This window comes from Arthrobacter sp. TmtSoilC51 (genome assembly GCF_055388015.1).
Genome location: NZ_AP035877.1, coordinates 177,445 through 201,207, shown reverse-complemented (window position 1 = coordinate 201,207; position 23,763 = coordinate 177,445). Strand labels below are relative to the sequence as shown.

At 62.3% G+C, this 23,763-nt stretch carries 26 protein-coding genes; 11 read left to right on the top strand and 15 right to left on the bottom strand.

Annotated elements, in window-relative coordinates:
• Positions 1–3 precede the first annotated feature (3 nt).
• The gene (locus tag ACZ5G6_RS01005; protein WP_498688784.1) at positions 4–1,497 is read right to left on the bottom strand and encodes a four-carbon acid sugar kinase family protein; all 1,494 of its coding nucleotides are present in this window, start codon (positions 1,495–1,497) and stop codon (positions 4–6) included.
• 131 nt (positions 1,498–1,628) lie between these two features.
• On the opposite strand from ACZ5G6_RS01005, the gene ACZ5G6_RS01000 reads away from it, so the two are divergent.
• Positions 1,629–2,432, top strand: coding sequence for an alpha/beta fold hydrolase (locus ACZ5G6_RS01000; protein ID WP_498688781.1), 804 nt, complete (start codon positions 1,629–1,631; stop codon positions 2,430–2,432).
• 79 nt (positions 2,433–2,511) lie between these two features.
• Positions 2,512–3,222, top strand: a complete 711-nt coding sequence (locus tag ACZ5G6_RS00995) for a FadR/GntR family transcriptional regulator (protein ID WP_223937450.1) — start codon at positions 2,512–2,514, stop codon at positions 3,220–3,222.
• Between the two features lie 62 nt (positions 3,223–3,284).
• Here the strand turns inward: ACZ5G6_RS00995 and ACZ5G6_RS00990 are convergent, their stop codons facing one another.
• A complete protein-coding gene (locus tag ACZ5G6_RS00990; protein ID WP_223935357.1) occupies positions 3,285–3,716 on the bottom strand; it encodes a universal stress protein in 432 nt (143 codons plus the stop codon).
• A 173-nt stretch (positions 3,717–3,889) separates the two neighbouring features.
• Here ACZ5G6_RS00990 and ACZ5G6_RS00985 point away from each other — a divergent pair, with 173 nt between their 5' ends.
• On the top strand, positions 3,890–4,696 hold the full coding sequence (locus ACZ5G6_RS00985; protein WP_498688776.1) for an SDR family oxidoreductase: 807 nt from the start codon (positions 3,890–3,892) through the stop codon (positions 4,694–4,696).
• A gap of 107 nt (positions 4,697–4,803) precedes the next feature.
• Positions 4,804–5,013: a dodecin gene (locus ACZ5G6_RS00980; RefSeq protein ID WP_216922612.1), complete on the top strand. Its 210-nt coding sequence runs from the start codon at positions 4,804–4,806 to the stop codon at positions 5,011–5,013.
• Between the two features lie 50 nt (positions 5,014–5,063).
• On the opposite strand, the gene ACZ5G6_RS00975 is transcribed toward ACZ5G6_RS00980, so the two are convergent.
• Positions 5,064–5,948 (bottom strand): helix-turn-helix transcriptional regulator, encoded by an 885-nt coding sequence (locus ACZ5G6_RS00975; protein WP_223935356.1) that lies wholly within the window; start codon positions 5,946–5,948, stop codon positions 5,064–5,066.
• Between the two features lie 232 nt (positions 5,949–6,180).
• Between ACZ5G6_RS00975 and ACZ5G6_RS00970 the strand changes: the two genes are divergently transcribed.
• The 5 genes from ACZ5G6_RS00970 to ACZ5G6_RS00950 all read left to right on the top strand — a co-directional run bounded on the left by ACZ5G6_RS00970 (position 6,181) and on the right by ACZ5G6_RS00950 (position 11,007).
• Positions 6,181–7,002, top strand: coding sequence for an aldo/keto reductase (locus ACZ5G6_RS00970; protein WP_223935355.1), 822 nt, complete (start codon positions 6,181–6,183; stop codon positions 7,000–7,002).
• 35 nt (positions 7,003–7,037) lie between these two features.
• Positions 7,038–8,009, top strand: coding sequence for an aldo/keto reductase (locus tag ACZ5G6_RS00965; RefSeq protein WP_223935354.1), 972 nt, complete (start codon positions 7,038–7,040; stop codon positions 8,007–8,009).
• The gene (locus ACZ5G6_RS00960; RefSeq protein ID WP_498688771.1) at positions 8,006–9,028 is read left to right on the top strand and encodes an NAD-dependent epimerase/dehydratase family protein; all 1,023 of its coding nucleotides are present in this window, start codon (positions 8,006–8,008) and stop codon (positions 9,026–9,028) included. The genes ACZ5G6_RS00965 and ACZ5G6_RS00960 overlap by 4 nt, the downstream gene beginning before the upstream one ends.
• Before the next feature lie 83 nt (positions 9,029–9,111).
• Positions 9,112–9,942, top strand: a complete 831-nt coding sequence (locus tag ACZ5G6_RS00955) for an aldo/keto reductase (protein WP_498688769.1) — start codon at positions 9,112–9,114, stop codon at positions 9,940–9,942.
• Positions 9,943–9,981: 39 nt separating this feature from the next.
• Complete coding sequence (locus tag ACZ5G6_RS00950; RefSeq protein ID WP_498688767.1) at positions 9,982–11,007, top strand: lactonase family protein; 1,026 nt, start codon at positions 9,982–9,984, stop codon at positions 11,005–11,007.
• Between the two features lie 11 nt (positions 11,008–11,018).
• Here the strand turns inward: ACZ5G6_RS00950 and ACZ5G6_RS00945 are convergent, their stop codons facing one another.
• Both ACZ5G6_RS00945 and ACZ5G6_RS00940 read right to left on the bottom strand, forming a co-directional pair.
• The gene (locus ACZ5G6_RS00945; protein WP_498688765.1) at positions 11,019–11,249 is read right to left on the bottom strand and encodes a hypothetical protein; all 231 of its coding nucleotides are present in this window, start codon (positions 11,247–11,249) and stop codon (positions 11,019–11,021) included.
• Complete coding sequence (locus ACZ5G6_RS00940; RefSeq protein WP_223935350.1) at positions 11,246–11,443, bottom strand: hypothetical protein; 198 nt, start codon at positions 11,441–11,443, stop codon at positions 11,246–11,248. Before ACZ5G6_RS00940 ends, ACZ5G6_RS00945 begins: the two co-directional genes overlap by 4 nt.
• 411 nt (positions 11,444–11,854) lie before the next feature.
• Here ACZ5G6_RS00940 and ACZ5G6_RS00935 point away from each other — a divergent pair, with 411 nt between their 5' ends.
• Positions 11,855–14,533: an alpha-amylase family glycosyl hydrolase gene (locus ACZ5G6_RS00935; RefSeq protein WP_498691716.1), complete on the top strand. Its 2,679-nt coding sequence runs from the start codon at positions 11,855–11,857 to the stop codon at positions 14,531–14,533.
• Positions 14,534–14,601: 68 nt separating this feature from the next.
• Here the strand turns inward: ACZ5G6_RS00935 and ACZ5G6_RS00930 are convergent, their stop codons facing one another.
• Positions 14,602–15,615 carry a hypothetical protein gene (locus ACZ5G6_RS00930; protein ID WP_498688762.1) on the bottom strand — a complete coding sequence of 338 codons (1,014 nt, stop codon included), beginning with the start codon at positions 15,613–15,615 and terminating at the stop codon, positions 14,602–14,604.
• A gap of 1 nt (position 15,616) precedes the next feature.
• Complete coding sequence (locus ACZ5G6_RS00925) at positions 15,617–16,126, bottom strand: RNA polymerase sigma factor (RefSeq protein ID WP_498688760.1); 510 nt, start codon at positions 16,124–16,126, stop codon at positions 15,617–15,619.
• A gap of 137 nt (positions 16,127–16,263) precedes the next feature.
• Between ACZ5G6_RS00925 and ACZ5G6_RS00920 the strand changes: the two genes are divergently transcribed.
• The gene (locus tag ACZ5G6_RS00920; RefSeq protein WP_223935347.1) at positions 16,264–17,241 is read left to right on the top strand and encodes a serine hydrolase domain-containing protein; all 978 of its coding nucleotides are present in this window, start codon (positions 16,264–16,266) and stop codon (positions 17,239–17,241) included.
• Here ACZ5G6_RS00920 and ACZ5G6_RS00915 read toward each other — a convergent pair.
• The 8 genes from ACZ5G6_RS00915 to ACZ5G6_RS00880 form a co-directional block, all read right to left on the bottom strand.
• A complete protein-coding gene (locus ACZ5G6_RS00915) occupies positions 17,238–18,281 on the bottom strand; it encodes a HoxN/HupN/NixA family nickel/cobalt transporter (protein ID WP_498688757.1) in 1,044 nt (347 codons plus the stop codon). The genes ACZ5G6_RS00920 and ACZ5G6_RS00915 overlap by 4 nt on opposite strands.
• Positions 18,282–19,295: an urease accessory protein UreD gene (locus tag ACZ5G6_RS00910; RefSeq protein WP_498688755.1), complete on the bottom strand. Its 1,014-nt coding sequence runs from the start codon at positions 19,293–19,295 to the stop codon at positions 18,282–18,284.
• Positions 19,292–19,909: an urease accessory protein UreG gene (ureG, locus tag ACZ5G6_RS00905; protein WP_223935344.1), complete on the bottom strand. Its 618-nt coding sequence runs from the start codon at positions 19,907–19,909 to the stop codon at positions 19,292–19,294. The genes ACZ5G6_RS00910 and ureG overlap by 4 nt, the downstream gene beginning before the upstream one ends.
• A gap of 12 nt (positions 19,910–19,921) precedes the next feature.
• A complete protein-coding gene (locus ACZ5G6_RS00900; RefSeq protein ID WP_498688753.1) occupies positions 19,922–20,593 on the bottom strand; it encodes an urease accessory protein UreF in 672 nt (223 codons plus the stop codon).
• 195 nt (positions 20,594–20,788) lie between these two features.
• Entirely contained in the window at positions 20,789–21,262 is a 474-nt protein-coding gene (gene ureE / locus ACZ5G6_RS00895) for an urease accessory protein UreE (protein WP_223935341.1), read from the bottom strand.
• A gap of 7 nt (positions 21,263–21,269) precedes the next feature.
• Entirely contained in the window at positions 21,270–23,003 is a 1,734-nt protein-coding gene (ureC, locus tag ACZ5G6_RS00890; RefSeq protein ID WP_498688749.1) for an urease subunit alpha, read from the bottom strand.
• Positions 23,000–23,368 (bottom strand): urease subunit beta, encoded by a 369-nt coding sequence (locus ACZ5G6_RS00885; RefSeq protein WP_498688747.1) that lies wholly within the window; start codon positions 23,366–23,368, stop codon positions 23,000–23,002. Before ACZ5G6_RS00885 ends, ureC begins: the two co-directional genes overlap by 4 nt.
• 10 nt (positions 23,369–23,378) lie before the next feature.
• Positions 23,379–23,681 carry an urease subunit gamma gene (locus tag ACZ5G6_RS00880; protein WP_223935338.1) on the bottom strand — a complete coding sequence of 101 codons (303 nt, stop codon included), beginning with the start codon at positions 23,679–23,681 and terminating at the stop codon, positions 23,379–23,381.
• Between the last annotated feature and the right edge of the window lie 82 nt (positions 23,682–23,763).

Genomic DNA, 23,763 nt, shown 5'->3' with positions numbered 1-23,763 from the left:
GTTCTAGAAGGTGGCGCTGAGTTTGCGGGTGACCTGGGCCAGGGACTGGTCGTCGCCCACGTTGCCGGCGAACACGATGTACGGGATGCCCTTCGCGGGGCCGTCCACCGGTTCCCAGAGGGAGACGATGCCCGGCAGCATGGGACCGCGGACTATCGAGTGGCGGATCTCCAGTCCGTGCGCGGCGACGTCAGAGGACGTGATGCCACCCTTGGCGATAACGAACCGCGGCGGGAAGGTCTTCAGCGTCCGGTTCACAACAGCCACGACGGCGGCCGAGACCGTGCGGGCGATCTTCAGGCTCGCTGCGGCGTCGTCGGTCTTGATGAGCAGGCGGCTGGTGTGGACGATGACGTCGCCTTGGTGCAGGGCATCGACGACGTCGGACACGACGGTTGCGATGTATGCGTCGGCTTCTGCAGCTGTGTGGGTTTCGGCAACGAGTTTCTCCACGTTGATCTCGATGGTCCGGGCCGAGCTGTGCGCGGCCGTCAGGGCGTTGAGCTGGCGGGTGGTGACGCCAACGTGCGAGCCAACCACAATCAGGCCGCCGGCTGTGGAGGGAGTGTTGCCGGCGTAGGCCTCTTCGGAGGTCAGTGCGGTGCGGATTTCCTGGCCGATGCGGCCACGGACGAACGGCGGGCCCACGCGGTAGAGGAGCTTCTTGCCGCGGCGTTCGGCTTCTTCGAGGCCCAGGGCCAGGGCACGGAAGTCGTTTTCGGTGACGATGTCGGCCACGATCGGCGTGGAGTTCGTGGCCGACTCAATGGCGTCGGCGATGGCCTTCGCCGAGATGGCCGGGTCCTGGGCCGATGCGCCGGCACGGATGGTGTTGAGGTCAAGGACGATCACATCGCTGGCGGGGAACCGGCCCTGCGACTTCTCCTCCACGTACTTGGCCATCTCGGAGTTGGCGAAACCGAAGGACGCGTCCTTCGCGAATTCTGTCTCGGCAACTGGGGTTAGGGTGCCGGCATCGCCGCGCATGTAGTGCACACCGCCGATGGTGACCCTGCCGGCGTCGGGGAATGCCGGAACGATGACGACGCCGTCGGTGACCTCACCGGTTTCGGCGGCCACAGTAGCGGCAATGACGTCCGGTTCCAGGGGGTAGTGGCCGCGGAGGGTGGAGTCGCTGCGGCTGACGAAGCCAAGGCTGACCTTTCCGGCCGCTGCTGCCAGTGCATTCCGAACGATTTCCTCGTTCCGTGCTGCTGCTTCGGCCGGGTCCAGGCTGCGGGTGTTGGTGAGGACGTAGACGGCGGGCTTGGTCTGGTTCTCGTGAATGTGGGTGAACGCCCACGTGAAGTCCGCGACGTCCCAGCGGGTGAGTACCGCCAGATCCGCAACGGACTGCGTGCCGGTGGGGTCGTCGTCGAGGACTACCAGGACTCGGGGGGACGTCGCCGAGGACGCGGCAACGGCGTCGGCAACCAACTGAGCCGGAATCTGGACCTCCGCCGGGAAAGCGGCCAGAACGTCTGCTTCAAGGGTCACGGTGCACTCCATCGTGGGAAATCTGCCTAGCGGTTTAGTGAATGTAAGATGTCAGACATCTAACATTTGATTGCTAGTGTGACACACAGCTCTTCACCGCGCAAGGTGGCCCGCGTCACTAGGCTGGACGCATGGCTAACAGCGTGGTTCCGATCCCTTTCATAGACGTTCGGTCACCCGCGGACACTGCCGGCGATCAGCTTCCAGCCGTGCTCATCCACGGCTGGGCTTCGGGATCCGTGTACTGGGAGCCGTTAGCGAAGTTACTGCTCGACGCCGGACGCGAAGTTTGGATCCTCGACCTCCCGGGGTACCACCCAGGCGAGGAACTGCCGACGGACTTCGAGTGGACGCTGGACTCTGCTGCCGCTTCGGTGGCCGCCGCAGTTCAGGCGCGGACTGACGGTCCGGTGCACGTGGTGGGGCACTCCATGGGCGGCAGCGTCTCACTGACCCTGGCAGCAAAGCATCCAGGACTAGTGGCAACAGTGACGCTGGTAGGAATGGTTCCGGCGCCACCGAACGAGGCCTTCAAGAACCTCCTGCTGTCACAGCTGGAGCAGGGATTCTTCGACGCCGATACCAAGCTGAAGCTCATGAACGCCTGGTACGGGCAACTGTCCGCGGAAGACATGGAGCGGCTCAGCAAAGGGTTCGATACGCCGTTCCCTATCCTGGCTGCCAGCGCCTGGGCGGCTACCACCGGCGTCGAACCTTCAGTGCCCGCGCGTGTCCATGCGCCGCTGCTGGTGCTGGCCGGAACCGGGGACCGCGTGCGGTCCCTCGAGCAGATGACCGCGTTCGTGGGGGCCAGTCCAACGCGGAGCTTGAAGGCGATTCCCAACGCCGGACACAACGTCCACTGGGAGCAGCCAGACGAATGCGCCAAGACGTTGCATGAATTTTGGAAAGAGAGCTGGCCACCGCCAGCGTAAGATGTCTGGCAACCATCTGTGCCTGAAGGAAAACATCCACGAGGCACCGGACGGTCTGAAATACAGGAAATGGGGATACATGGCACGCAAGTCGCTGGTCGGCGTAGTTGCTGATGAGCTGCTGGATCGGATCATCGCGGGCGAATTTCCGCCAGGAACGATTGTCCCGGGCGAACTGGAGCTCAGCGCCCGGCACGAGGTGAGCCGCATGACCGTGCGCGAAGCCATGAAAACACTTGAGGCCCAGCGGATCCTCAGCGTGGAACGCGGCCGCGGTACGTTCGTTAACCCGCTGAACCAGTGGGCATCCCTGGAGGCCGTCCTGCGTGCGGCATCCGAAGGAACCAAAGACGCGGCTGCCGCCGTGCAGCTAATCGAGCTACGCCGCATGCTCGAGACGGGCGCTTGTGAACTCGCCGCGGAACGCATCTCGGACGACGAGCTGATAACGCTCAAAGAACACGTGGAAAAAATGCACTCGGCCCACGAAGTTAATGACGTTGCCGCCTTTGTGGAAGCCGATCTTGCCTTCCACGATGTCATCCTCCACGCCTCCGGCAACGTCTTCGTAGCCGTGCTGTTCGAGCCGCTGCACCGCGTGCTCGAGGCCCGCCGCGCCCAGACCTCGGCATTCCCGGAAATCCAGGAGCACGCAATCGGCCATCACCGGAAGATCGCGGCGGCCCTGGAGTCACGGAATCCACAGGAGGCACGGCTGGCCATGGACGCCCACATGCAGCAAACCTTGGACGACCTGAAGACGTACGTCCTGGAGGCGAAACCCAACTGAGGGACAGCACTTGTCGCTACGCGTGCTCAGAGCGACAAGTGCTGTCCTCTACATGGGAGGGGCTACGCGTCCACGTCCGTGTTCACGATGTAGACGTCGCACGGAGCGCCATGTGCCACGCTGTTGGCGATGCTGCCCAGAACACGGCCAATGCCCTTCATCCGCTTGTTGCCCACAACGATCAACGAGGCGTTGTTGGTCTCGGCGTAGTTGATGAGCGCGTTGGCTGGCGTGCCACGGGCTGCGAAGTACTTGATGTTACCGCTGGGAACATCGAGTTCCTCAGAGACCTTACGGGCTACGTATTCTGCAGAGTCCGCCGAAGAAACCGTGATGCGGTCGCTGCCACTGCCAAATTCTTCAATGCGGTCATCGGAGAACCCGCTGATGACGTGCAGCTCGGCGCCAAGGGCTGTGGCGAGCTTCGCTGCTGCCACTGCTGCGCGTTTGGCCGTTTCGCTGCTGTCAACGCCGACAACAATAACTTCTGACATGAGTACTCCTGGTTGTGGGAATTCACTGGTGCTGCAGCTAAGAATCTACACGCCCTAATGATCTGCCGCGGGGATGCGGGAAGAACGGGTATCTTCCCGCCAGGTGTTTACGGTCGGGTGCGTCCGGGTAGGGATTAGTCATCGGAACCACCACGCGACCGAAAGGCAAGGACATGAGCGATGCATCGTTTTCCCCGCAAACCGCCATCGTCACAGGATCAGACTCAGGCATAGGCCGCGCCACGGCCGTTGCGCTGGCCAAGGCAGGCATGGACGTGGGCATCACCTGGCACACAGACCAGCAGGGTGCCGAGGACACGGCAGAAGAAGTCCGCGGACTGGGCCGCAAGGCGGTGGTGCACCATCTGGACACCACCAAAGTCTCCGAAACCGCCGCCAGCATTGACAAGCTCGCCGAGGAACTCGGGGGCGTGGACGTGTTCGTCAACAACTCCGGAACGGGCGATGGCACCAAATTCCTGGAACTGGACTACGAAACCTGGATGTCCACTTTGGACACCAACCTCAACGGTGCTTTCGTGGCCATGCAGGCAGCCGCCAAACGCATGGTCAACGCTGGCCGCGGCGGACGCATCATCGCTGTCACCAGCGTCCACGAGTTCCAGCCGCGCGTTGGAGCCTCTGCCTACGACGCCTCGAAGCACGGGCTTGGCGGGCTCATCAAGACCATGGCGCTGGAGCTCGCGGAGTTCGGCATTACTGCCAACAACGTTGCGCCCGGCGAGATCGCAACACCCATGACGGGGCAAACGGACGAGGACCCAAGGCAGAAGGAACGGCCGGGCGTGCCGCTTGGCCGTCCCGGTGACGCACGCGAAATTGCGGCGGTTATCGCTTTCCTGGCTTCCCCGGATTCCAGCTACGTCACTGGCGCCTCGTGGCCTGTGGACGGTGGAATGCTCCAGATGGGACCGCATGCGGGATCGCACATCACGGGCAATGAATGGCGCGAAAGCTGAGCCCGCCGGACCTCTGGCCCGCACGGACGTCCGTGGGCTAGTCTGCATGAACGGCCTGCCGAGCGGGCCAGCATTTTCAAGATTCAGGGACGATGATGAGGAGCACCATGGCTGACCACACATATAGCGTTTCCGAAATTGTTGGCACTTCTTCCGAGGGCGTCGATGCGGCCGTCAGGAATGGCATCGCCGCAGCCGCCCAGACCTTGCGTAACCTCGACTGGTTCGAGGTGAAGGAGATCCGCGGCCACCTGGAGGACGGCGCAATTGCCGATTGGCAGGTAACCATCAAGCTTGGCTTCCGTTTGGAGCGCTAATCCCTCCGCGGGATGACAGTTAACGCCCATGTTTCCCAAAAATATGGGCGTTAACTGTCATCCCGGCGGGCAGGTTCGGGTGCAGAAACAGGCTCAGCGCCAACCTCCCCAAAGCTGCTGAGCAGCGTCAGGGCGTCCGACGACGCCGAGCCCACCTTTGCGGAATACACCCGCAGGAGCTGGTCGGGATCGTCCGGGAGACTCAGCGTCTCAAAGTTCAATTCGAGGTCACCGACAATCGCGTGGTGCAACCTCACTGTGCCGGCTGAGCGCGAGGCCACCCGGTGCCCGGCCCACCATTGGCGGAAATGCTCACTGTGCACCGCTAGTTCGCCCACGAGCTGGTTGGTCTGGGGATCGTTGGGGTGCCGGCCGACATCCATCCGCAATGCCCCCACTGCCTCGGCGGCAACGGTCTTCCAGTCCCTGAAAAGGTCCTTGGCTGCAGGATCCAGAATGATCCATCGGGTGAGGTTCCGTTCAGCGGCGGGCAGTGATGGGAAGTCCGTGAAAAGCAGGTGCGCCATCCGGTTTCCGGCCAATACGTCTGCGCGTCGTCCCAGGACCATCGCCGGAACATCCCCGACGGCGTCCAGCAGCTGCCGCAAGGCAGGGCGCACCTTTTGGGCTGGGCCGGGATTACCGGCCGAGCTGGCGCAGTGCTCCAGAAGGTCCATCATGTGTGCCTGCTCCCCCGCGTCCAGGCGCAGTGCCCTTGCTACAGACTCCAGGACAGCCTTGGAGGGGTGGATGTTCCGGCCTTGCTCCAGGCGCGTGTAGTAGTCGGTGCTCACGCCGGATAGCCTCGCCACCTCTTCGCGGCGGAGGCCCGGAACCCTGCGGGAGCCGCTGGAGTCCGGAGCCCCGGCGTCCTCGGGCGAGAGGCGGGCACGCATGACTTTGAGGAATTTTCCGAACTCGGCACTTTGACCCATTCGTCCATTCTGCCGTTATCGCAGCCGGCAGGACCAGAGCAGACCCACCATTTTGGGTAGGACTATCAGACCTAGGAAAAACAGAATCAGGCTGGATTGCTGACTCTGCCACGAAAACTGAATAGGCTCAGTACAGAGCCTCCCGAAAACGCTTTCTGGCAACCGGCGCACACAGCCGAACCCACAGGAAGCAGCGGCCAGGCCCAGAAATATCTACCCCTAAGGAGACCTCATGCCAGAGCTGACCCTAAACAACGGCGTCACCATTCCCCAGCTCGGATTCGGCGTTTTCCAGGTGCCTCCGGAAGAAACACAGAAGGTGGTGGAGGACGCTTTGGAGGCAGGCTACCGGCACATCGATACCGCGGCCGCCTACCGTAACGAGGCAGGTGTGGGCGCAGCCATCGCCGCTTCGGGCCTTCCCAGGGAAGACCTTTTCATTACCACCAAGCTCCGGAACGGCGAGCAAGGCGAGGCCTACGATGCTTTCCAGCGCAGCCGCGACGCACTTGGCCTGGAAGCAGTGGACCTGTACCTGATCCACTGGCCCGTCCCTTCGCAGGGGCTGTACACCCAGGCTTGGAAGGAGATGGAGAAGCTCTACCAGGACAAGCAGATCCGGGCCATCGGCGTTTCCAACTTCCTTGCGGACCACCTGGATACCTTGCTGCGGGAAGCGGACATAGTGCCGGCCGTCAACCAGATCGAGCTTCACCCCACGTACCAACAGGGCGATCTGGCAAACAAATGCCGCGATCTCAGCATCGCTGTGGAGGCCTACAGCCCCTTGGGACAGGGCAAGGACCTGAACGCCGAGGTGGTGGCCCTGGTGGCTGCGGCACATGAAACCACCCCGGCACAGGTGATCCTGGCCTGGCACCTCGCACAGGGAACAATCGTGATCCCCAAGTCCGCGGACTCAGCCAGGATGCGCGAAAACCTCGCAGCCGCCGACCTCACCCTCACCCAATCCGAGCTGGCCGCCATCACGGCACTGGAGGCCGGAGCGCGCATAGGTTCCGATCCCGCCGTGGCGGCTTTTACGCAGTTCTAAGCACCCCTACGCAGTTCTAAACAAAGGACAAGAACATGCAGTACACCCACCTTGGCCGTTCCGGCCTTAAAGTCTCCCGTCTCTGCCTGGGCACCATGAACTTCGGCCCGCAGACTGACGAGGCCACCGCGCACTCAATCATGGATTCCGCGCTGGATTCCGGCATTAACTTCTTCGATACCGCCAACGTCTACGGCGGCTCGGGTCACCGGGGCTGGACCGAGGAAATCATCGGGCGCTGGTTCGCAAAGGGCGGCGAGCGCCGGGAACGGACGGTGTTGGCCACCAAGCTGTACGGGACCATGACGGATCGTCCCAATGAGTCCAAGCTCTCCGCCCTGAACATCCGTCGTGCCCTGGACGCCAGCCTGAAGCGGTTGCAGACGGACTACATCGACATCTACCAGTTCCATCACATCGACCGCCAGACGCCGTGGGATGAGATCTGGCAGGCGATTGAGGTGGCCGTGCAGCAGGGCAAGATCCTGTATTCGGGAAGCAGCAATTTTGCGGGCTGGCACATCGCCCAGGCCCAGGAAGCCGCCCGCAGGCGCAATTACACGGGCTTGGTCAGCGAGCAGTCCATCTATAACCTCTTCCGGCGCGAACTGGAGCTTGAAGTCATTCCCGCCGCGCAGCAGTACGGACTCGGCTTGATCCCTTGGTCTCCCCTGCAGGGCGGTTTGCTGGGTGGGGTGCTGAAGAAGGAGGAGCAGGGCGTCCGCCGCACGGAAGGCCGTGCGCTGGAGACGCTGCGCAAGCATGAGGACCAGATCCGTCAGTACGAGGATTTTGCGGACGAACTCGGGCAGAAACCCGGCGATGTCGCCTTGGCTTGGCTTCTTCATCAGCCTGCCGTGACGGCGCCGATCGTTGGACCGCGCACGCAGGAGCAATTGGATGCTGCAATCCGCGCCCTGGATGTAACCCTCAACGAGGATGCCCTCAAGCGGCTGGACGACATTTTCCCGGGACACCGCCCCGCCCCGGAGGACTACGCCTGGTGAGCAGCCTCCTCCCACAAGCGGACACCGTCTCGCCGCGGAACATACTGTTCATCGGCGGGACCGGGGTCATCAGCGCGGCGGCGGCTGAACGCGCCGTCGCCCTGGGCCACCGGCTGACCATCCTCAACAGGGGACGGTCAGCCGGGCGGCCGGTTCCCGAGGGCGCCGAGGTACTCCATGCAGACATCCGGGACAGCGGGGCTGTGCGGGAGGTGCTTCGCGGAAGGGAGTACGACGCCGTCGCGGACTTCATCTCGTTCACCCCGGATCACGCGCGGGCGGGCTTGGAGCTGTTCCAGGGAAGGACCGGTCAATACGTTTTCATCAGTTCCGCGTCGGCATACCAAAAGCCACCCACAACCCTGCCCATCAGGGAATCGACTCCGCTGAAGAATCCGTTTTGGAAGTACTCGCAGGACAAGATTGCCTGCGAGGAGTTGCTGTTTGAGGCATACCGGGAGCAGGACTTCCCTGTGACGGTGGTCCGGCCATCCCACACCTACGACCGGACCAAGATCGCCATGGTGGGAGGTTGGACCGACATCCACCGTATGCGTGCGGGAATGCCGGTGCTGGTTCATGGGGACGGAACCTCGCTCTGGACACTGACCCATAGCCGCGATTTCGCCAAGGCTTTCGTTGGGATCCTGGGACGGCCGCAGGCTGTCGGAGAGAGCTACACCATCACCTCGGACGAGTTTCTGCCGTGGAACCAGATCTACCGCCTATTCGCCCGGGCAGCCGGAGTTCCTGAACCGGAGCTGTTTCATGTTTCCTCCGAGACCATTGCCGCCCATCACAAAGAACTCGGCCCCAACCTCCTGGGCGACCGCTCACACTCGGTAGTGTTCGATAACTCCAAGATCAAGGCACTCGTGCCCGACTTCACGGCAACCATCCCGTTCGCCGACGGTGCGAGGGAAATCGTGGACTGGCACGATCAGCATCCCGGACTGCAGGTGGTGGCGGAAGACTTCATGGAGTTGAGCGATCGGCTCTACGACTGGTCGCGGCGGTAGCTGTTGCCAAGCAGTCAATGGCCAGCGTAGAACAGCAAAGAGACCCGCCCGTCGAGTTTCATGGAATAGAGGAGATCAAGCCCATGACACCTGCCCCGCTCATCGAACTCAACGACGGCTACAAGATCCCGCAACTGGGCTTGGGTACGTGGCCCCTGGATGATGCCCAGGTTGCCGATGCCGTGGTGGAGGCTGTTTCCTGCGGCTACCGGCACATTGATACGGCGGTCAAATACGGGAATGAGAAGGGAGTCGGCAACGGTATCCGCGCCTGCGGTGTGGACCGGGGCGAGCTCTTCATTACTACCAAGCTCGACGGCGAGTTCCAAGGCTCGGGCAAGGCGGTGGCGGGGCTCGATGGCTCGCTGCGACGCCTGGGGCTGGACTACGTTGACCTGCTGCTGATCCACTGGCCACTCCCCCGCCGCGACGAGTTCGTCTCCACGTGGAAGACCTTCGAGGAACTGCAGGCCTCGGGCAAGGTACGTTCCATCGGCGTTTCCAATTTCAAGCCAGCGCACCTGGAACGCCTGTTCCGGGAAACGGACGTCGTGCCGGCTGTCAACCAGATCCAGGTCAGTCCCTCCATCCCCCGCCCCGTTGCCATCGCGTTCAATAGGCAGCACGGCATTGTCACGGAGTCCTACAGTCCCTTGGGCGCCAGCAGCGATCTCCTTAATGCACCCGTACTGGCAGGAATCGGCAACAAGTATGGAAAGACCCCCGGCCAGGTGGTTCTCCGCTGGCACGTCCAGCAGGGCCTGGTGGCCATCCCCAAGACTTCAAATCCGCAGCGTATGCAGGAGAACCTTGATGTCTTCGACTTCGAACTGGACCAGGACGATCTCCTAAGGTTGCAGACCCTCGACTCCGGGCCTGATGCCGGCGTCGACTCGGACGTACAGGGACACTAAGGAATGGGGGAACAACGCTTGGAAGCAACTGGTACAGGAATGATTTGGACCGGATCCTACACGGCCGACCGGAACGGGAATGGCGAAGGAATCGGCGCACTTAACGTGGATGCGGATGGGGAGTTGACCTCCCTTGGCCTGGCTGTCGCAGCGAACTCGCCGTCCTTCCTCGCCGTCCACCCAACCCTCCCGGTGCTCTACGCCGTGGCTGAGGAGGGCAAGATGGTGCGGGCTTACCGCCGCAGCGGCGCCGCTGAACTGGAGGAAATGGGCCAATCGTGGCCGGCAGGGGAGGCCGCTTGCCACGTCGCGGCGGATCCCCAAGGGCGTTTCATTGTGGTCACCTGCTGGGGTGATGGCCAAGTGATCCTCTACGAACTGGACCACGACGGCGCTATGACCTCGCGCACCAGCGCGGAAGCCGCCGTCGACCCCCATCAGGCCGGCCCCACCGACGAGCCCCGCCCCAGCCGTGCACACTCCAGCATCATGCTTCCCGATGGTCGCGTGATGACCACGGACCTGGGGCACGATCTTGTTCGGGTCTGGCGCTACGAGCCAGGCCAGGGACTGCTGCCCGACCACCAGGTGATCCTGCCCAGGGGCTCCGGCCCGCGGCACATGGTGCGGCATCCGAGCGGAACGGTGTTCATCGACACCGAATACTCGATTGAGGTTGCCGTCGTCAGGGCCGAACCGCAGGGAGTGTACGAACTCACCGCCATGGTTCCCGCCAGCGTGAATAAAGCGTTCGACGGCGACTCCGCGGCCGAGATTGCGATGTCGCCCGACGGTCGATTCGTCTATGTGGGCGTGCGTGGCTCAAACCGGATCTGCGTCCTGAAGGTGGGTGGCCAAGGCACGGAGCTGACGCCCTTGGCCGACGTGCCCAGCGGCGGCGATAGGCCTCGGCACCACTTGGTCCGCGATGGCTGGCTCTTCGTGGCGCATGAAGGTTCCAACGACGTCCTGAGCTTCAGGCTGGACCCGGAAACGGGACTGCCTGACGGACCAGTGGGCCGGGTGGAAACCGGGTCCCCAAGCGCACTGGTTCCCGCGGCTTGAGTTCCCGCGGCTTAAGCCGCCCAGACCTCGACGTCGTCTGTTCCGCAGATCAGCCTGCGGCCAGTAGGTTCAAGGACCACCCACAGCAGTTCCTGATGCTGCGAAACGTCGTCAACACGTCCGGTCCCGGCACCCCATGCGACGTCGTAGATCCATACGGGATCGCCAGCGCTGAGTTCGGTCCATTGCGCCGCCGGCACGTGCCGGTAGTCCAGGGGCCTGTTCAGGATGGTGCTGGTCATGCTGACGCTTCACCGGCGGTCCGGCGCCGCCAGACAGTGGGTACTCCGTTGTGCGCAGGCAGCACGTGACCTTCGGCGAATACCTGGACCGCATCCGGCTCAGAATCCGGGCTCCACAAACCCGAGGCCGGGCAGTGGGAACCGGTGGGCATGACACGGGTGGCTCGCTCGCGCAGGAGGGCGATGCTCTTCATCGTTGAAACTCATCCTTGGTAGTTCAGGGCACTGCACGTTGTGTAGCAGGGCGTGGTGTGAAGCAGATCTCTTCAACCCTATGCAAGTCATAAGTGCTTCGTTATGGGCAGTTGCATAGCATTTCGCCGTGGTGCCATGCAGGCGAACAATGGGAAATCCGCGAAATTTCAGCTAGTCGGACTGCAAACGTTTCCAGCCTGGATTGGCGTAACAGCTCTTCACATCCAGAAAACCTTCAATTTCTGTGGATCAAAGGAACGCAAGCGCTTACAGTTGTGAGTTGCCACACAGCAGAGTCGCTTAGCGGAAGGTTTCATTACTTGCTATCTCACAGCTTTAGATCCGTTGTCCCCGCCATCGTGCTCGCCACCGCAGTCGTGACGGCATCCACCGTCCTGCCCGCGAGCGCGATGGTCGCCACTAAGAAAGCTGCGCCTGATCCCGCCGGCCAACACTCGGTCCGCGGCGGCGTCAGCGACCAGAACTTCTATTTCGTCATGGCTGACCGCTTCAACAACGGCACCAAAGCCAACGACGACGGCGGACTGGGCTCCGATCCGATGGTGTCCGGCTACGATGCCACCCGCAAGGGCTTCTACAACGGCGGGGACCTGTTGGGCCTCCAGGGCCGCTTGGACTACATCCAGGGTTTGGGCACCAATGCCCTCTGGCTTACACCGAGCTTCAAGAACAAGGCAGTCCAGGGTGACGGGTCAGTGGAGAACAGCTCGGCGGGGTACCACGGGTACTGGGTCACGGACTTCACGCAGATCGATCCCCACCTGGGCACGAATGCTGAGCTGAAGACGCTGATCGATGCCGCCCATGCACGCGGCATGAAGGTGTATTTCGACATCATCACCAACCACACGGCGGACGTGATCCAGTACCAGGAGTCAGATTCGGCTCCCTACATTTCCAAGGAAACGGAGCCGTACCGTACGGCAGCGGGCGAGGCCTTCGATGACCACGACTACGCTGGTACGCAAGACTTTCCAGCACTGGATCCAGCCACGTCCTTCCCTTACACACCCGTAGTCCCGGAAGCCGAGCAGGACGTCAAGGTTCCCGCATGGCTCAACGACGCCACGCTCTATCACAACCGCGGCAACACGACCTTTTCCGGTGAGGACGCGCTCTACGGCGACTTCTTCGGCCTGGATGACCTGTTCACCGAGAACCCTCGGGTGGTCAATGGATTTGTTGATATCTACAAGACGTGGATCCGCGACTTCGGGATCGATGGTTTCCGCATCGACACCATGAAGCACGTCAATGACGAGTTCTGGCAGCAGTTCGGTCCGCAGGTGCTCAGCTATGCCAAAGAGCAAGGCAAGGACGAGTTCTTCATGTTCGGCGAGGTCTTCGATACCTCCAAGAGCGTCACGTCCAAATTCACCACCAAGAACAAGATGCAGGCTGTTCTCGACTTCGGTTTCCAGGGTGCCGCGCGCAGCTTCGCTTCCCAGGGCAGCAAGGCCAGCGGTTTGGCCGACTTCTTCAACGCCGATGACTGGTACACCGACGCCGACTCCAACGTGTACCAACTGCCCACCTTCCTGGGGAACCACGACATGGGCCGTATCGGCACGTTCATCGCCCAGGACAATGCTGGCGCGTCCGACGCCGAACTCGTGGAGCGCGACGAACTCGCCCACGAGCTGATGTACTTCTCGCGCGGCAACCCGGTTGTCTATTACGGCGACGAGCAAGGTTTCACCGGCGCAGGCGGGGACCAGGACTCGCGGCAATCCATGTTTGCCAGCCAGGTTCAGGAATACCTCGACGACGACCTGCTGGGTACAAGCGCCACGCACGCCACGGACAACTTCGATACCCAACACCCGCTCTACAAGAAGATCAGTGAGCTTGCGTCCCTCACGGCGGAGCACCCGACCCTCCGCAGCGGTGCCCAGCAGAACCGCTACGCATCCGATGATGCGGGGATCTACGCCTTCTCCCGCATCGACGCCAAGGACCAGCGCGAGTACGTGGTTGCCGTGAACAACAGCGAAAGTGCCCAAACGGCGGAGATCCCAACCTACGAAGCCAAGCAGCCGTTCAACCTCGTCTACGGTGATGCAGCAGCTGATGCCAAGACCGACGCGCAAGCGAAACTGTCCGTCACCGTCCCTCCGCTTTCCACAGTGGTGTACCAAGCAGCGGGGCGACTTGCGCAGTCCAAGGCGGCTCCCGGCGTCGTACTCAAGAAGCCAGTCACCGCTGCCGGTGACGCTACGCGCATGAAGGTAACGGCCGACGTCGACGGTAGCTCGTTCTATGAAGTCACCTTCCAGGCGCGGACTGCGGGCGGCGAATGGGAGTCGATCGGCACGGACGACAACGCGCCGTACCAGGTCTTCCACGATGTGTCCGAGATGCAGTCCGGCACGTCGGTGGAGTACCGTGCCGTGGTGCTGGACAACGCCGGCCACACGTCGGCGAGTGAGCCGCGCAGCGGTGTTGTGGGCGAGCCAGCCCAGCCCGAAACGGTCACCGTGGCTGGCAGCCTCAACACCGAGCTGGGCTGCCCGGAGGACTGGCAGGCGTCGTGCGAGCAGGCTTTCATGAGCTACGAACCGACGCATCGGTTGTGGCAGCTGAGGGCCCGGAACCTGCCAGCCGGGACGTACGAGTTCAAGGCTGCGCTCAATGGCACATGGGATGAGAACTATGGTGCAGGTGGTGAGCCGAATGGCCCGAATGTGGTGTTCACGCACACCGGAGGGGCCGTGACCTTCCTCTACGACCACGCAACCAACGTGACCAGCGCCGTGACCGCGGGCCAGCAACCTGCCGCCGTATCAGTGCCCGGGAGCCTGAACTCGGAGCTGGGCTGCACCGGTGACTGGATGCCCGATTGCGCCCAGGCCCAGCTGGCTTTGGATCCTTCGGACGGTATCTGGAAGCTATCTGTGCCGGACTTGGCTGCGGGTAGCTACGAGTTCAAGGCCGCGATCAACGGCTCCTGGGCTGAGAACTACGGCCTGGGCGGCGCCGTGAACGGCAGCAACATCACGCTGAACCACGACGGCGGACCGGTCTCCTTCCGGTATGACCACGCGAGTCACCTGATCACTGTGAGCTAGCCCAAACTAGCTAGCAGTTGTGGTTGTTTTGACGCGTCATTACAACCACAACTGCTAGTCAGGTGGGGTTAGTTGTAGCTCAGGCTCAGCAGCAGGGCCTTCAGCTGCGAGTACTGTTCGCTTCCCATCCAGGCCTTCGCGGCTTCGGGGGTGGCGAAGGTGGGCTGCTTTTCAAAGTCGAACAGAACACGGGCGGACATGACTCCGTTGGGCATCATGATCTGGTTGGTCCCCGAACTCCTCTCCCCCGCTTCGAACTCCGAGGAAAGACGCACATCCATGAAGTAGTACGGTCGGCTGTCCGCAGGGACTGTGGGTTTGGGCTTCCCCTCTTCCGGATAAATCAAACCTAGATCCGACCCGAAACCGAACTCCACAGGATTGCCTGATTTGTCGGTGATCCCCGGGACCGACGCCCTATCCAGGACGGTCCTTTTCACCCATCCACCGGTGCCATCCCCATAGAAACCGCTGTACACGTAGGCGACTTCCGCGCCCGTGCTGTCCACGAGAGTGGCGCCGACCGATGCCGCCTTCGTTTCCTCCGAAAGATACGGACCCTGCTCCGCTCGGACAGTCCAGCCGCTCGGGTACCTGAACGACAAATGCCCGTCCGGGAAAGTGAACGTTTGCAGCGTGGCAGCTGGCGGCTGGGTAGGCGCCGTAGTAGCAGCCGCCGGCGGAACAATCGCTGGAGCCGATTGGCTTGCAGTCGGCGTCGGGGTGCCGGACGACGTGGCGGACGCGCTGGGCGAAGGCGTGGGTGTGGGCGTGGCAGATACGCTCGGTGTTGATTCCGGAGTGACAGTGACAGCCGGAGCGGGCGTCGAGCTCACCGGGCCGAAATTGGATGCAACCAGGACACCAGCAGTCACTGCTGCCGCGCCCAACAGGAGTCCGGCCGCGATCCGCATCTTGCGGTTCCTGCGTCCTTCGAGCGACGCCACGCCAGCGGGCAACGTGTCACTGAATACGCGCGGGCCGGATAACATGCGGCTCAGGGCCTCAGCCCCGTTAATCTCAGACTCCGGCTCATTCTTCAGAGGGTCGATCGCGGAAATCTGGCTCTTGATCGGATCCATCTCAGACTCCCATCTTCTGTGTGGTCGATTCGGCTCCGGCAGGCATCTGCTTCCGGAACGCAGTCCGGGCCCGATGAAGCCGGACCTTGGCGGCGGATTCGCTGCACTGCAGGACGCCGGCAATTTCGGCGGTCCCCAAACCGTCCCAATAAGCCATTTGCAGGATGTCCCGGTCCTGCACCCGCAAGCGGTCCATCGCATCCTGTACCGCGACGTTCCCGGAGTCGTCCCCGAAACGCTCCACCGCCGTCGCGCGCAGTTTTTCCTGCAGAGCCTGCTGACGTTCGCGGCTGCGGTAGGCATTACCCACAAGGTTGCGCGCTATGGCGAGCAAGTATCCGAGTTCCGGCCGGGCATCATCGGCCCACTTTTGCCAAACGACGCGGAACACGTCTGCCGCGATTTCTTCGGCCATCTCCGCCGATTCAACCCGTCGGCGGACAAACCTGAAAACGGACGGATAACTGTCTTTGTGAATGGCGATAAACGCCAGTTCGCGCTCGGAAAGCACGATTTTCCCCCTGAAAGTAGTGTCCTGAAGTGCAGGATACTTCTATAGTTTCCGGCCGGGCTCCCGCGGTTACACGCGGCTAGGAGAATCTTCGATAGATTCTTTTCACCTAACCCGAGCGAAAGTGTGGAACAGCCATGGTGGAAACAGGTCCCGCGGCGGACTGGGCCCGAAAGCAAGTCGATCTGGGGCGTGTGCCCGTTGCGGTCCTTGGTATTGCCTCCAGCGAGGGCATCTCGGACCTTGTCGCTTTTGGGCACGACGGCGGCAGGCAAGCAACGGCCGACGACCACTTCGCGCTGTTCTCAGTCACGAAACCCATCACCTCGATGACTGTGATGCGGCAGGTTGAGCTGGGGAAACTATCCCTTGGAGCTTCCCTGGGTGAAGCACTTCCCGGTTTTGGCTCAGACCGCACCGACACCGTCACATTGGAACACCTTTTGAGCCACCGCTCGGGCATTGCGGACCCGGAGCTCGACGGCGGCGCGCCGCTCCGCGAGGACCTCACCTCTGCGGAGCAAGCCTTTTACGCGGGCTCGTTGGTCCAATACTGCAATGTCGCTTTCGAGGGTGCCGCGGCCATGGCCGAATGGGCAGACGGGCGCCCGTTCGATGAGCAGCTCCGTTCGTTGGCAACCGACACCGGGGCCAAGGGCCTCACCTTCGAAACCGATTGCAACCCCCACACAGTCCACGGCACAGAGGCGGCGGGCCTGGACGTTGAGGCTATGTACAAGAAGAAGCACCCCGGTGCCGGGCTCTTCGGTACGGCCACGGACCTGCTCAATCTCGGATCTGAACTGCTGCGGAATTCCGGCAAGGCTGTCCGGCCTGCGACCCTTGCCTCCATGCGTCGGCCGCGAACCACCGGGCTTTCCCACATCTCCATCCGGCCCAAGCCCCTGCGCCATACCGGGCTTGGGTTCCAGATGCCCGCAAACGAATCCGAGCTCCTGGCCCGTGGGATCTATGGCCACCCCGGCTGGTCAGGCACGGAATGGTGGATGTTCCCGGAAGAGGACCGCTGCGTCGTGTTCCTGACCAACGTGCTGGATACACCCGACCTTGGCGTGGACACGAACGAGCTGTTCAACGCAGTGGCGGCTTCCTAGGGGGCGGGCTTCATCCGGCCGCGCCAGCCAGAGATTGCCCACATCACCACGAACAGGCCAACAAGGAGCAGGCCGGCGTCGCCGAGGTCGATTTCCCCGAGCCACGTGGTCAGCGGGTCCTCCAAGTCCAAGGCAGCGTTGAGGAATCCGCCCAGCGTGATTACGGAGATGAACAGGGCCGAGGCAGCCGAGATGCCGGTGATCACCACATTGAAGCCAAGCTTCCGTTGGGGGTCATTGATGGCCGATTTGTACATCTTCATCATGGCCACGCCATTGATGGAATCGCACAGCGTCATGGCCGCAGTGAACGCGAACGGGAGTGCCATTAAGGCGAGAAGTGAGACTCCGGCGAGTGACGCCGTCGTGGTGATAACCAGTAGTCCGATGGTGGTGGCGGTATCGAACCCCAGCCCGAACAGGAAGCCGATGACATAAATGTTCCGTGGCCGCTCCACCTTCGACAGGGGCTTGGCCAGCAACCTCGCAACAAATCCTTTCGCCTCGAGGTCGTCTTCGTGGATCCCGGCGCCGGCCTGAACACTCCTGTACACCTGTCTGGCGCGGACGAACGCGGAACCGTTGAACAGGCCCATTGCGAGCAAGAACAGCCCGGACACGCCGCTGCCGATCAGGCCGAGAACCCTGTTTCCAGTGGTGCCGTCTTCCATGAACTGCCCGATCACCGTTGCGCCGGCAACCACCAGCAAACCGGCCAGGATGACCACGGAACTGTGGCCCAAGCTGAACGCAAAACCCACGCTGACGGGATCCTTGCGCTGCGAAACGAACTTTCGCGTGGAGTTGTCGATCGCGGCGATGTGGTCCCAGTCGTAGCTGTGCTTGATTCCAGCCACGTACGCGGTAACAACCAAACCGAGCGCCAACGGCTGCGTGGCGCTTGCCCCTCCTGGCAGCAGGAGCACGACGGCGGCAACGTGCAGGGCGGCCACCGCACCGAACGTAAAGAGCAGCCGGGTCCGCAAGGACAGGTTCTCCCGTTCCCGGTACAGCGTGGCGAACTCAGTCAGCGCAGTCATCTAGTACTTCCTCAGGTTCAAGGGCTCCTGCCCGTGCCAGCGCTTGCGGAGAAGCGCCGTGCAGGTACCCAGCAGAATATTGAGTTCTTCCGTGCTGTTCGACAACGATCGCAGCACGAGGCCCGTGGTACCGCAAACAGTATTGGTCAGGGAAACGCCCGTATAGGCGTCCAGGTGGCGGGTGAGCTCGTGCAGCTCATCGGCCAGTTCCTGATCCACCCTATGATCTACCACTATCAGGGAACCCAGGTGACTGAAGCCCTCCATGAAACCCATGCCTGTGACCTCGCCGAGGGACGGCCGGATCAGGAGATTATCGAGGGCCAACAGCTTGGGTCCGTCCACCGTTTCGACGTGAATCTCGTTCCTCAGCCGCAGCTCCTCGTACCGGAACTCCCCACCGTCCGGGGCCCACCCCGGCGTGATGACCTCAGCCATGACAAGGCTCGACGTCGGGTGGAGGCTGATGTGCGAATTCTGCCGATAGCTCGCCTCCCGATAGGCAATCAACTGGTCAGGCACGAACTCCAACAGTGCCCCCTCCCCCAACCGCACACTCATGCGCTGCTCAGCAAACGAGCCCGGAGTCCGATAAACCTTGGTGGCAGACTGCGTCGTCAACAAAAGATCCGCCCCAGCCTGGACGTCCAAATCAATAAGGAACAGATCGGCCCCCAAATACGCCCCGCCAGGATTGACCATGACGTAGCAAACCTGCCCGGACTGATCCAAATAATGCGGCCGGAGCACCCTCAAAGCGCCCTCATGGAATTGCCGAGAAGCAACAGACCTCCCGCCACGCGCACTGACCCCGAGCTCCAGCCGCCCCCGCGCAGGGCGGTGAGCGGACGCGGATGAAGGGGGCCGCGGCGTGGCGGGTTCCGCGGGGGGCCCACTGCCGCGAGGGCCCCGGCTCGAGCTTGCGAGAGTTGGGAGCGGCTGGGGACGGGCACGGCCCCCTTCATCCGCGGGCGCCGCCCCAGGTGAGATGAGAACGGACTTGGGCGGGGTCATGACGCCAAGTCGAGCATCAGGACGTCGCGTCGGATCCAGTTCAGGACCTGCTCGAGGCCTTCGTCGGTTTTGAGATTGGTGAAGCAGAAGGGTTTGTTGCCTCGGAATTCCTTGGAGTCGCGTTCCATCACGGAGAGGTCTGCTCCGACGTGGGGCGCGAGGTCCGTTTTGTTGATGATGAAGAGGTCGGATTTGATCATGCCTTGGCCGGCTTTGCGGGGGATCTTTTCGCCCTGGGCGACATCGATGATGTAGATGGAGAAGTCGACGAGCTCGGGACTGAACGTGGCGGAGAGGTTGTCGCCGCCGGATTCGACGAAGATGACCTGCAGGTCCGCATGGCGCCTCTTGAGTTCCTCGATGGCGGCGGTGTTCATGGAGGTGTCTTCGCGGATCGCGGTGTGTGGGCAACCGCCGGTTTCGACGCCGATGATCCGGTCTTCGGGCAGGACACCGTTGGCCGCGAGGATTTTGGCGTCTTCAATGGTGTAGATGTCGTTGGTGATGGCGGCCATGGAAATGTCGCCGCTCATGTGCCGGGTGATCCGCTCGACGAGTTGCGTCTTGCCGGCGCCGACCGGCCCGCCGACGCCGATTTTGATGGGTTCAGACATGTGTCCTCCTGATTAGCTCATGAACATGCGGGCGCGCTGCCGTTCGTGCCGCATTTGTGAAATTTCGAGTCCGGGGCTCACGGCCCCAAAGTCGTCCCAGCACAGCCGTGCTACATCCCGCACAACGGCAGCAACGGCGTCGTGCGCGTCCCGAAGTACCCGCTGCCCGGCGTTTTGACCGAGCGGAATGGCGCGCACGGCGTTCTGCGTCAGACAAGTAACGGTGGCAAACAAATAGGCAGAAAGAGCCTCTTCGTATGGAACCTGCAGTGACCGAGCAATCACCCCAAAAGCCAAAGGTTGATGCCCCTGTGCCCGCCCCTCCCGGACCAGTTCCCGATAAGCATCCAACTCCCCCGACGGGAACACCTCCCCGCCAATCTCGAGCAACCGCCCACCCATCTTCAAAGAAGCCTCCCGAACCTCCCGAGCCAACAGCTGCGCAGACAACACGCCATCCAACAAGCCAACATCCACCCCCTCATACAAAAACCGCACGGCCAACCCATCCGAATAGGTCAACTGCTGCCCAACAAAAGCAGAAAGCCACCCCCCAAACGACCCCTCATCCCGAACCAGCCCGCGCTCGATGTAGCTCTCAAACCCCAAAGAATGAGCAAACGCCCCAGTAGGCAACGCAGAGTCGGTCAACTGTTGAAGAGCCAGCTGATATGTCGCACTCAAAGCACACCGCGCTGGAGCAGTGCCCGAGAAGCGGAGGCGGGTGATAGGGGCCGCGGCGTGGCGGGCCACGCGGGGGGCCCACTGCCGCGAGGGCCCCGACCTGAGCTTGCGAAGGTTGGGAGCGGCTGGGGACGGGCACGGCCCCTATCACCCGACGGAGGCTTGCCAACCACTAAAGCCAGCACCGGCAAACGCTTAGTGCGAATGCTCAGCATGGCGGAATGGCACCGGCATGACCCGCTCTTGCCTGTCGTAGGGGACGCCGACGCTCTTCAGGTAGTCCTCGACGGTGTGGTCGTACTGGCACACCATGACGTCGGCCCCGTACTCAGAGAGGGAGTCGAAGAACTGTGCCTGCAGGTGCCGGTTGCCGAGGGAATGCGCCACGACGCCCATTTCGTGGATGGTCCTTGGCGCAATCACCAGGACGTCCGTGGGCAGCACGGAGATAACGATGAGGTTGGCGTCGTCGATGGCGAGGATGTCGCCGTCGCGCAGGTCGCCGGATCCGGTGGGGAGCCGGATGCCGAGTTCTTTGCCGTGGTCGGTGGTGACGCGCTGGATGCGTTTGACGAGCAGGGCGCTGGGGAGGACCACTTTTTCCTTGTGGTGGCCGGCAAAGGCGTCGGGCTGTTCGTGGAGGTTGCCCAGTATTTTTTCGATGATCATGAGGGTCCTAGAAGAGGAAGTAGCGCTGCGCCATGGGCAGCACGTCGGAGGGTTCGCAGGTGGCTTCGACGCCGTCGACTGTCACCTTGTAGGTCTCGGGGTCGACGACGATGTCCGGGGTTTCGCCGTTGAACTTCAGGTCGGCTTTGCGCAGATTGCGGATGCCGGAGACGGGCCGGATGATGCGTTCGAGTCCGAGTTTTTCGGGGATACCGGCGTCGATCGCGGCTTTGGATAGGAACGTGATGGACGTTTGTTGGAGTGCTCTGCCGTAGCTGGCGAACATGGGCCGCATGGTGCGTGGCTGCGGAGTGGGAATGGAGGCGTTGGAGTCGCCCATGAGTGCGTAGGCGATCTGACCGCCCTTGATGACGAGTTCGGGTTTCACTCCGAAGAAGGCGGGGTCCCACAACACCAGGTCAGCGAATTTGCCTTCTTCGACGGAGCCAATGACATCCGCCATGCCCTGTGCGATGGCGGGGTTGATGGTGTATTTGGCTACGTAGCGTTTGAGCCGGAAGTTGTCGCTTTCCGCCGAGCCGTGCGAGGTACCGGATGGGTCGTTCAGCACGCCGCGCTGCCGTTTCATGGCATCGGCCACCTGCCAGGTCCGGGTGATCACTTCTCCCACGCGGCCCATGGCCTGCGAGTCTGAGGACGTGATGGCGAAGACGCCGAGATCGTGGAGGACGTCCTCCGCCGCAATGGTCTCGGCACGGATGCGGGAGTCCGCGAAGGCCACGTCTTCCGGGATGTCCGGGTTGAGGTGATGGCAGACCATGAGCATGTCCAGGTGCTCTTCGATGGTGTTCTTGGTGTACGGCAGCGTGGGGTTGGTGGACGCGGGGAGCACGTTGGGCAGGCCTGCGATCTTGATGATGTCCGGGGCGTGCCCACCGCCGGCGCCCTCCGTGTGGAAGGTGTGGATCACCCTGCCGTCGATCGCTTTGATGGTGTCCTCCACGAAGCCGCATTCGTTGAGGGTGTCTGTGTGGATAGCTACTTGGACGTCGTATTCGTCGGCCACGCGTAGGGACATGTCTATGGAGGACGTCGTGGAGCCCCAGTCCTCATGGACTTTGAGCCCCACGGCACCAGCTTGGATCTGCTCAGCGAGGGGTTCGACGGCGGACGCGTGGCCTTTGCCGAGCAAGCCGATGTTGATGGGGAGTCCTTCGGCCGCTTGGAGCATCCGCGAGATATGCCACGATCCGGGTGTGATGGTGGTGGCTTTAGTACCTTCCGCTGGTCCCGTGCCTCCGCCCACCATCGTGGTGACCCCGCTGCAGAGAGCAGTGGGAACCTGTTCGGGGGAAATGAAGTGGATGTGGGTGTCGATGCCACCAGCTGTGAGGATCTTCCGCTCGCCGGCGATGATTTCCGTGCTGGCGCCGATCACGATGTCCACGCCGTCCATGATCTGCGGGTTGCCGGCTTTGCCGATCTTGAAAATGTGCCCGTCCTTCAGGGCTACATCGGCCTTGTAGATGCCTGAGTAGTCCAGGACAACGACGTTTGTGATGACTGTGTCAGGCACTCCGCCGCCGTCACGCGTCATCTGGCCGTTCTGGCCCATGCCGTCGCGGATTACTTTGCCGCCCCCGAAGACCACTTCTTCGCCGTAGACGGTGTAGTCGTTTTCGATTTCGAGGAACAGTTCCGTGTCCGCCAAGCGGATGGAGTCACCTGTCGTTGGGCCGTAAAGCTCGGCGTATTGCCGGCGGGGAAGCTCGAAGCTCACTTGGTGTCTCCTTCCGTAGCCGCGCCCGGGCGAGCGGTCCCGCCGAGGCGGGTTCCGCCGTCGAGCGCTCCATTGACGGCGTTACTCAAGCCAAAAACCTCACGGGCACCTGCCAATCCCACCAGCTGGACGGTCTTCTTATCGCCTGGTTCGAACCGGGCAGCGGTGCCGGCAGGAATGTCCAGGCGGCGGCCATAAGCGGCTTCACGATCAAATTCCAGGGCGCGGTTAGCCTCCGCGAAGTGGTAGTGCGAACCGATCTGGACTGGGCGGTCGCCTCGATTGACAACCTCGACGGCGATCGCCTCACGGCCGTTGTTGCATGCGATGGGCTCGGGGCGGAGCCTGTACTCACCGGGGATCATGGGGTGGCTCCTATCGGATGGGGTGGTGGACTGTGACGAGCTTTGTGCCATCGGGGAAGGTGGCTTCGATTTGGACGTCGTGGATCATCTCCGGCACGCCTTCCATCACGTCTTCGCGGCGCAGCAAAGTGGTTCCGTAGCTCATGAGCTCCGCAACGGATTTGCCGTCACGGGCGCCCTCGATGAGTTCGTAGCTGATGATCGCGATGGCTTCCGGGTAGTTCAGCTTCAATCCGCGCGCCTGCCTTCGTCTGGCCAGATCGGCGGCTACCACGATCATGAGTTTTTCCTGCTCACGGGGTAAAAGATGCATCGATTCTCCTCAAAGCCACTACCTGGGTGCACACGGAGGGACAGTTTGTGATCAGCGTAAGGACTGGACGTTTCAGCCACGT

Bases quoted from the DNA above. Each gene is read 5' to 3' on its own strand.
- ACZ5G6_RS00930 (WP_498688762.1), bottom strand. From the start codon at position 15,615: ATGGATCCGATCAAGAGCCAGATTTCCGCGATCGACCCTCTGAAGAAT.
- ACZ5G6_RS01000 (WP_498688781.1), top strand. From the start codon at position 1,629: ATGGCTAACAGCGTGGTTCCGATCCCTTTCATAGACGTTCGGTCACCC.
- ACZ5G6_RS00920 (WP_223935347.1), top strand. From the start codon at position 16,264: ATGGTGGAAACAGGTCCCGCGGCGGACTGGGCCCGAAAGCAAGTCGAT.
- ACZ5G6_RS00950 (WP_498688767.1), top strand. From the start codon at position 9,982: ATGATTTGGACCGGATCCTACACGGCCGACCGGAACGGGAATGGCGAA.
- ACZ5G6_RS00885 (WP_498688747.1), bottom strand. From the start codon at position 23,368: ATGATCCCCGGTGAGTACAGGCTCCGCCCCGAGCCCATCGCATGCAAC.
- ACZ5G6_RS00975 (WP_223935356.1), bottom strand. From the start codon at position 5,948: ATGGGTCAAAGTGCCGAGTTCGGAAAATTCCTCAAAGTCATGCGTGCC.
- ACZ5G6_RS00940 (WP_223935350.1), bottom strand. From the start codon at position 11,443: ATGAAGAGCATCGCCCTCCTGCGCGAGCGAGCCACCCGTGTCATGCCC.
- ACZ5G6_RS00910 (WP_498688755.1), bottom strand. From the start codon at position 19,295: ATGACCCCGCCCAAGTCCGTTCTCATCTCACCTGGGGCGGCGCCCGCG.
- ACZ5G6_RS00985 (WP_498688776.1), top strand. From the start codon at position 3,890: ATGAGCGATGCATCGTTTTCCCCGCAAACCGCCATCGTCACAGGATCA.
- ACZ5G6_RS00935 (WP_498691716.1), top strand. From the start codon at position 11,855: ATGGTCGCCACTAAGAAAGCTGCGCCTGATCCCGCCGGCCAACACTCG.
- ACZ5G6_RS00980 (WP_216922612.1), top strand. From the start codon at position 4,804: ATGGCTGACCACACATATAGCGTTTCCGAAATTGTTGGCACTTCTTCC.
- ureG (WP_223935344.1), bottom strand. From the start codon at position 19,909: ATGTCTGAACCCATCAAAATCGGCGTCGGCGGGCCGGTCGGCGCCGGC.
- ACZ5G6_RS00970 (WP_223935355.1), top strand. From the start codon at position 6,181: ATGCCAGAGCTGACCCTAAACAACGGCGTCACCATTCCCCAGCTCGGA.
- ACZ5G6_RS00965 (WP_223935354.1), top strand. From the start codon at position 7,038: ATGCAGTACACCCACCTTGGCCGTTCCGGCCTTAAAGTCTCCCGTCTC.
- ACZ5G6_RS00880 (WP_223935338.1), bottom strand. From the start codon at position 23,681: ATGCATCTTTTACCCCGTGAGCAGGAAAAACTCATGATCGTGGTAGCC.
- ACZ5G6_RS00995 (WP_223937450.1), top strand. From the start codon at position 2,512: ATGGCACGCAAGTCGCTGGTCGGCGTAGTTGCTGATGAGCTGCTGGAT.
- ACZ5G6_RS00990 (WP_223935357.1), bottom strand. From the start codon at position 3,716: ATGTCAGAAGTTATTGTTGTCGGCGTTGACAGCAGCGAAACGGCCAAA.
- ACZ5G6_RS00915 (WP_498688757.1), bottom strand. From the start codon at position 18,281: ATGACTGCGCTGACTGAGTTCGCCACGCTGTACCGGGAACGGGAGAAC.
- ACZ5G6_RS00955 (WP_498688769.1), top strand. From the start codon at position 9,112: ATGACACCTGCCCCGCTCATCGAACTCAACGACGGCTACAAGATCCCG.
- ureE (WP_223935341.1), bottom strand. From the start codon at position 21,262: ATGATCATCGAAAAAATACTGGGCAACCTCCACGAACAGCCCGACGCC.
- ACZ5G6_RS00945 (WP_498688765.1), bottom strand. From the start codon at position 11,249: ATGACCAGCACCATCCTGAACAGGCCCCTGGACTACCGGCACGTGCCG.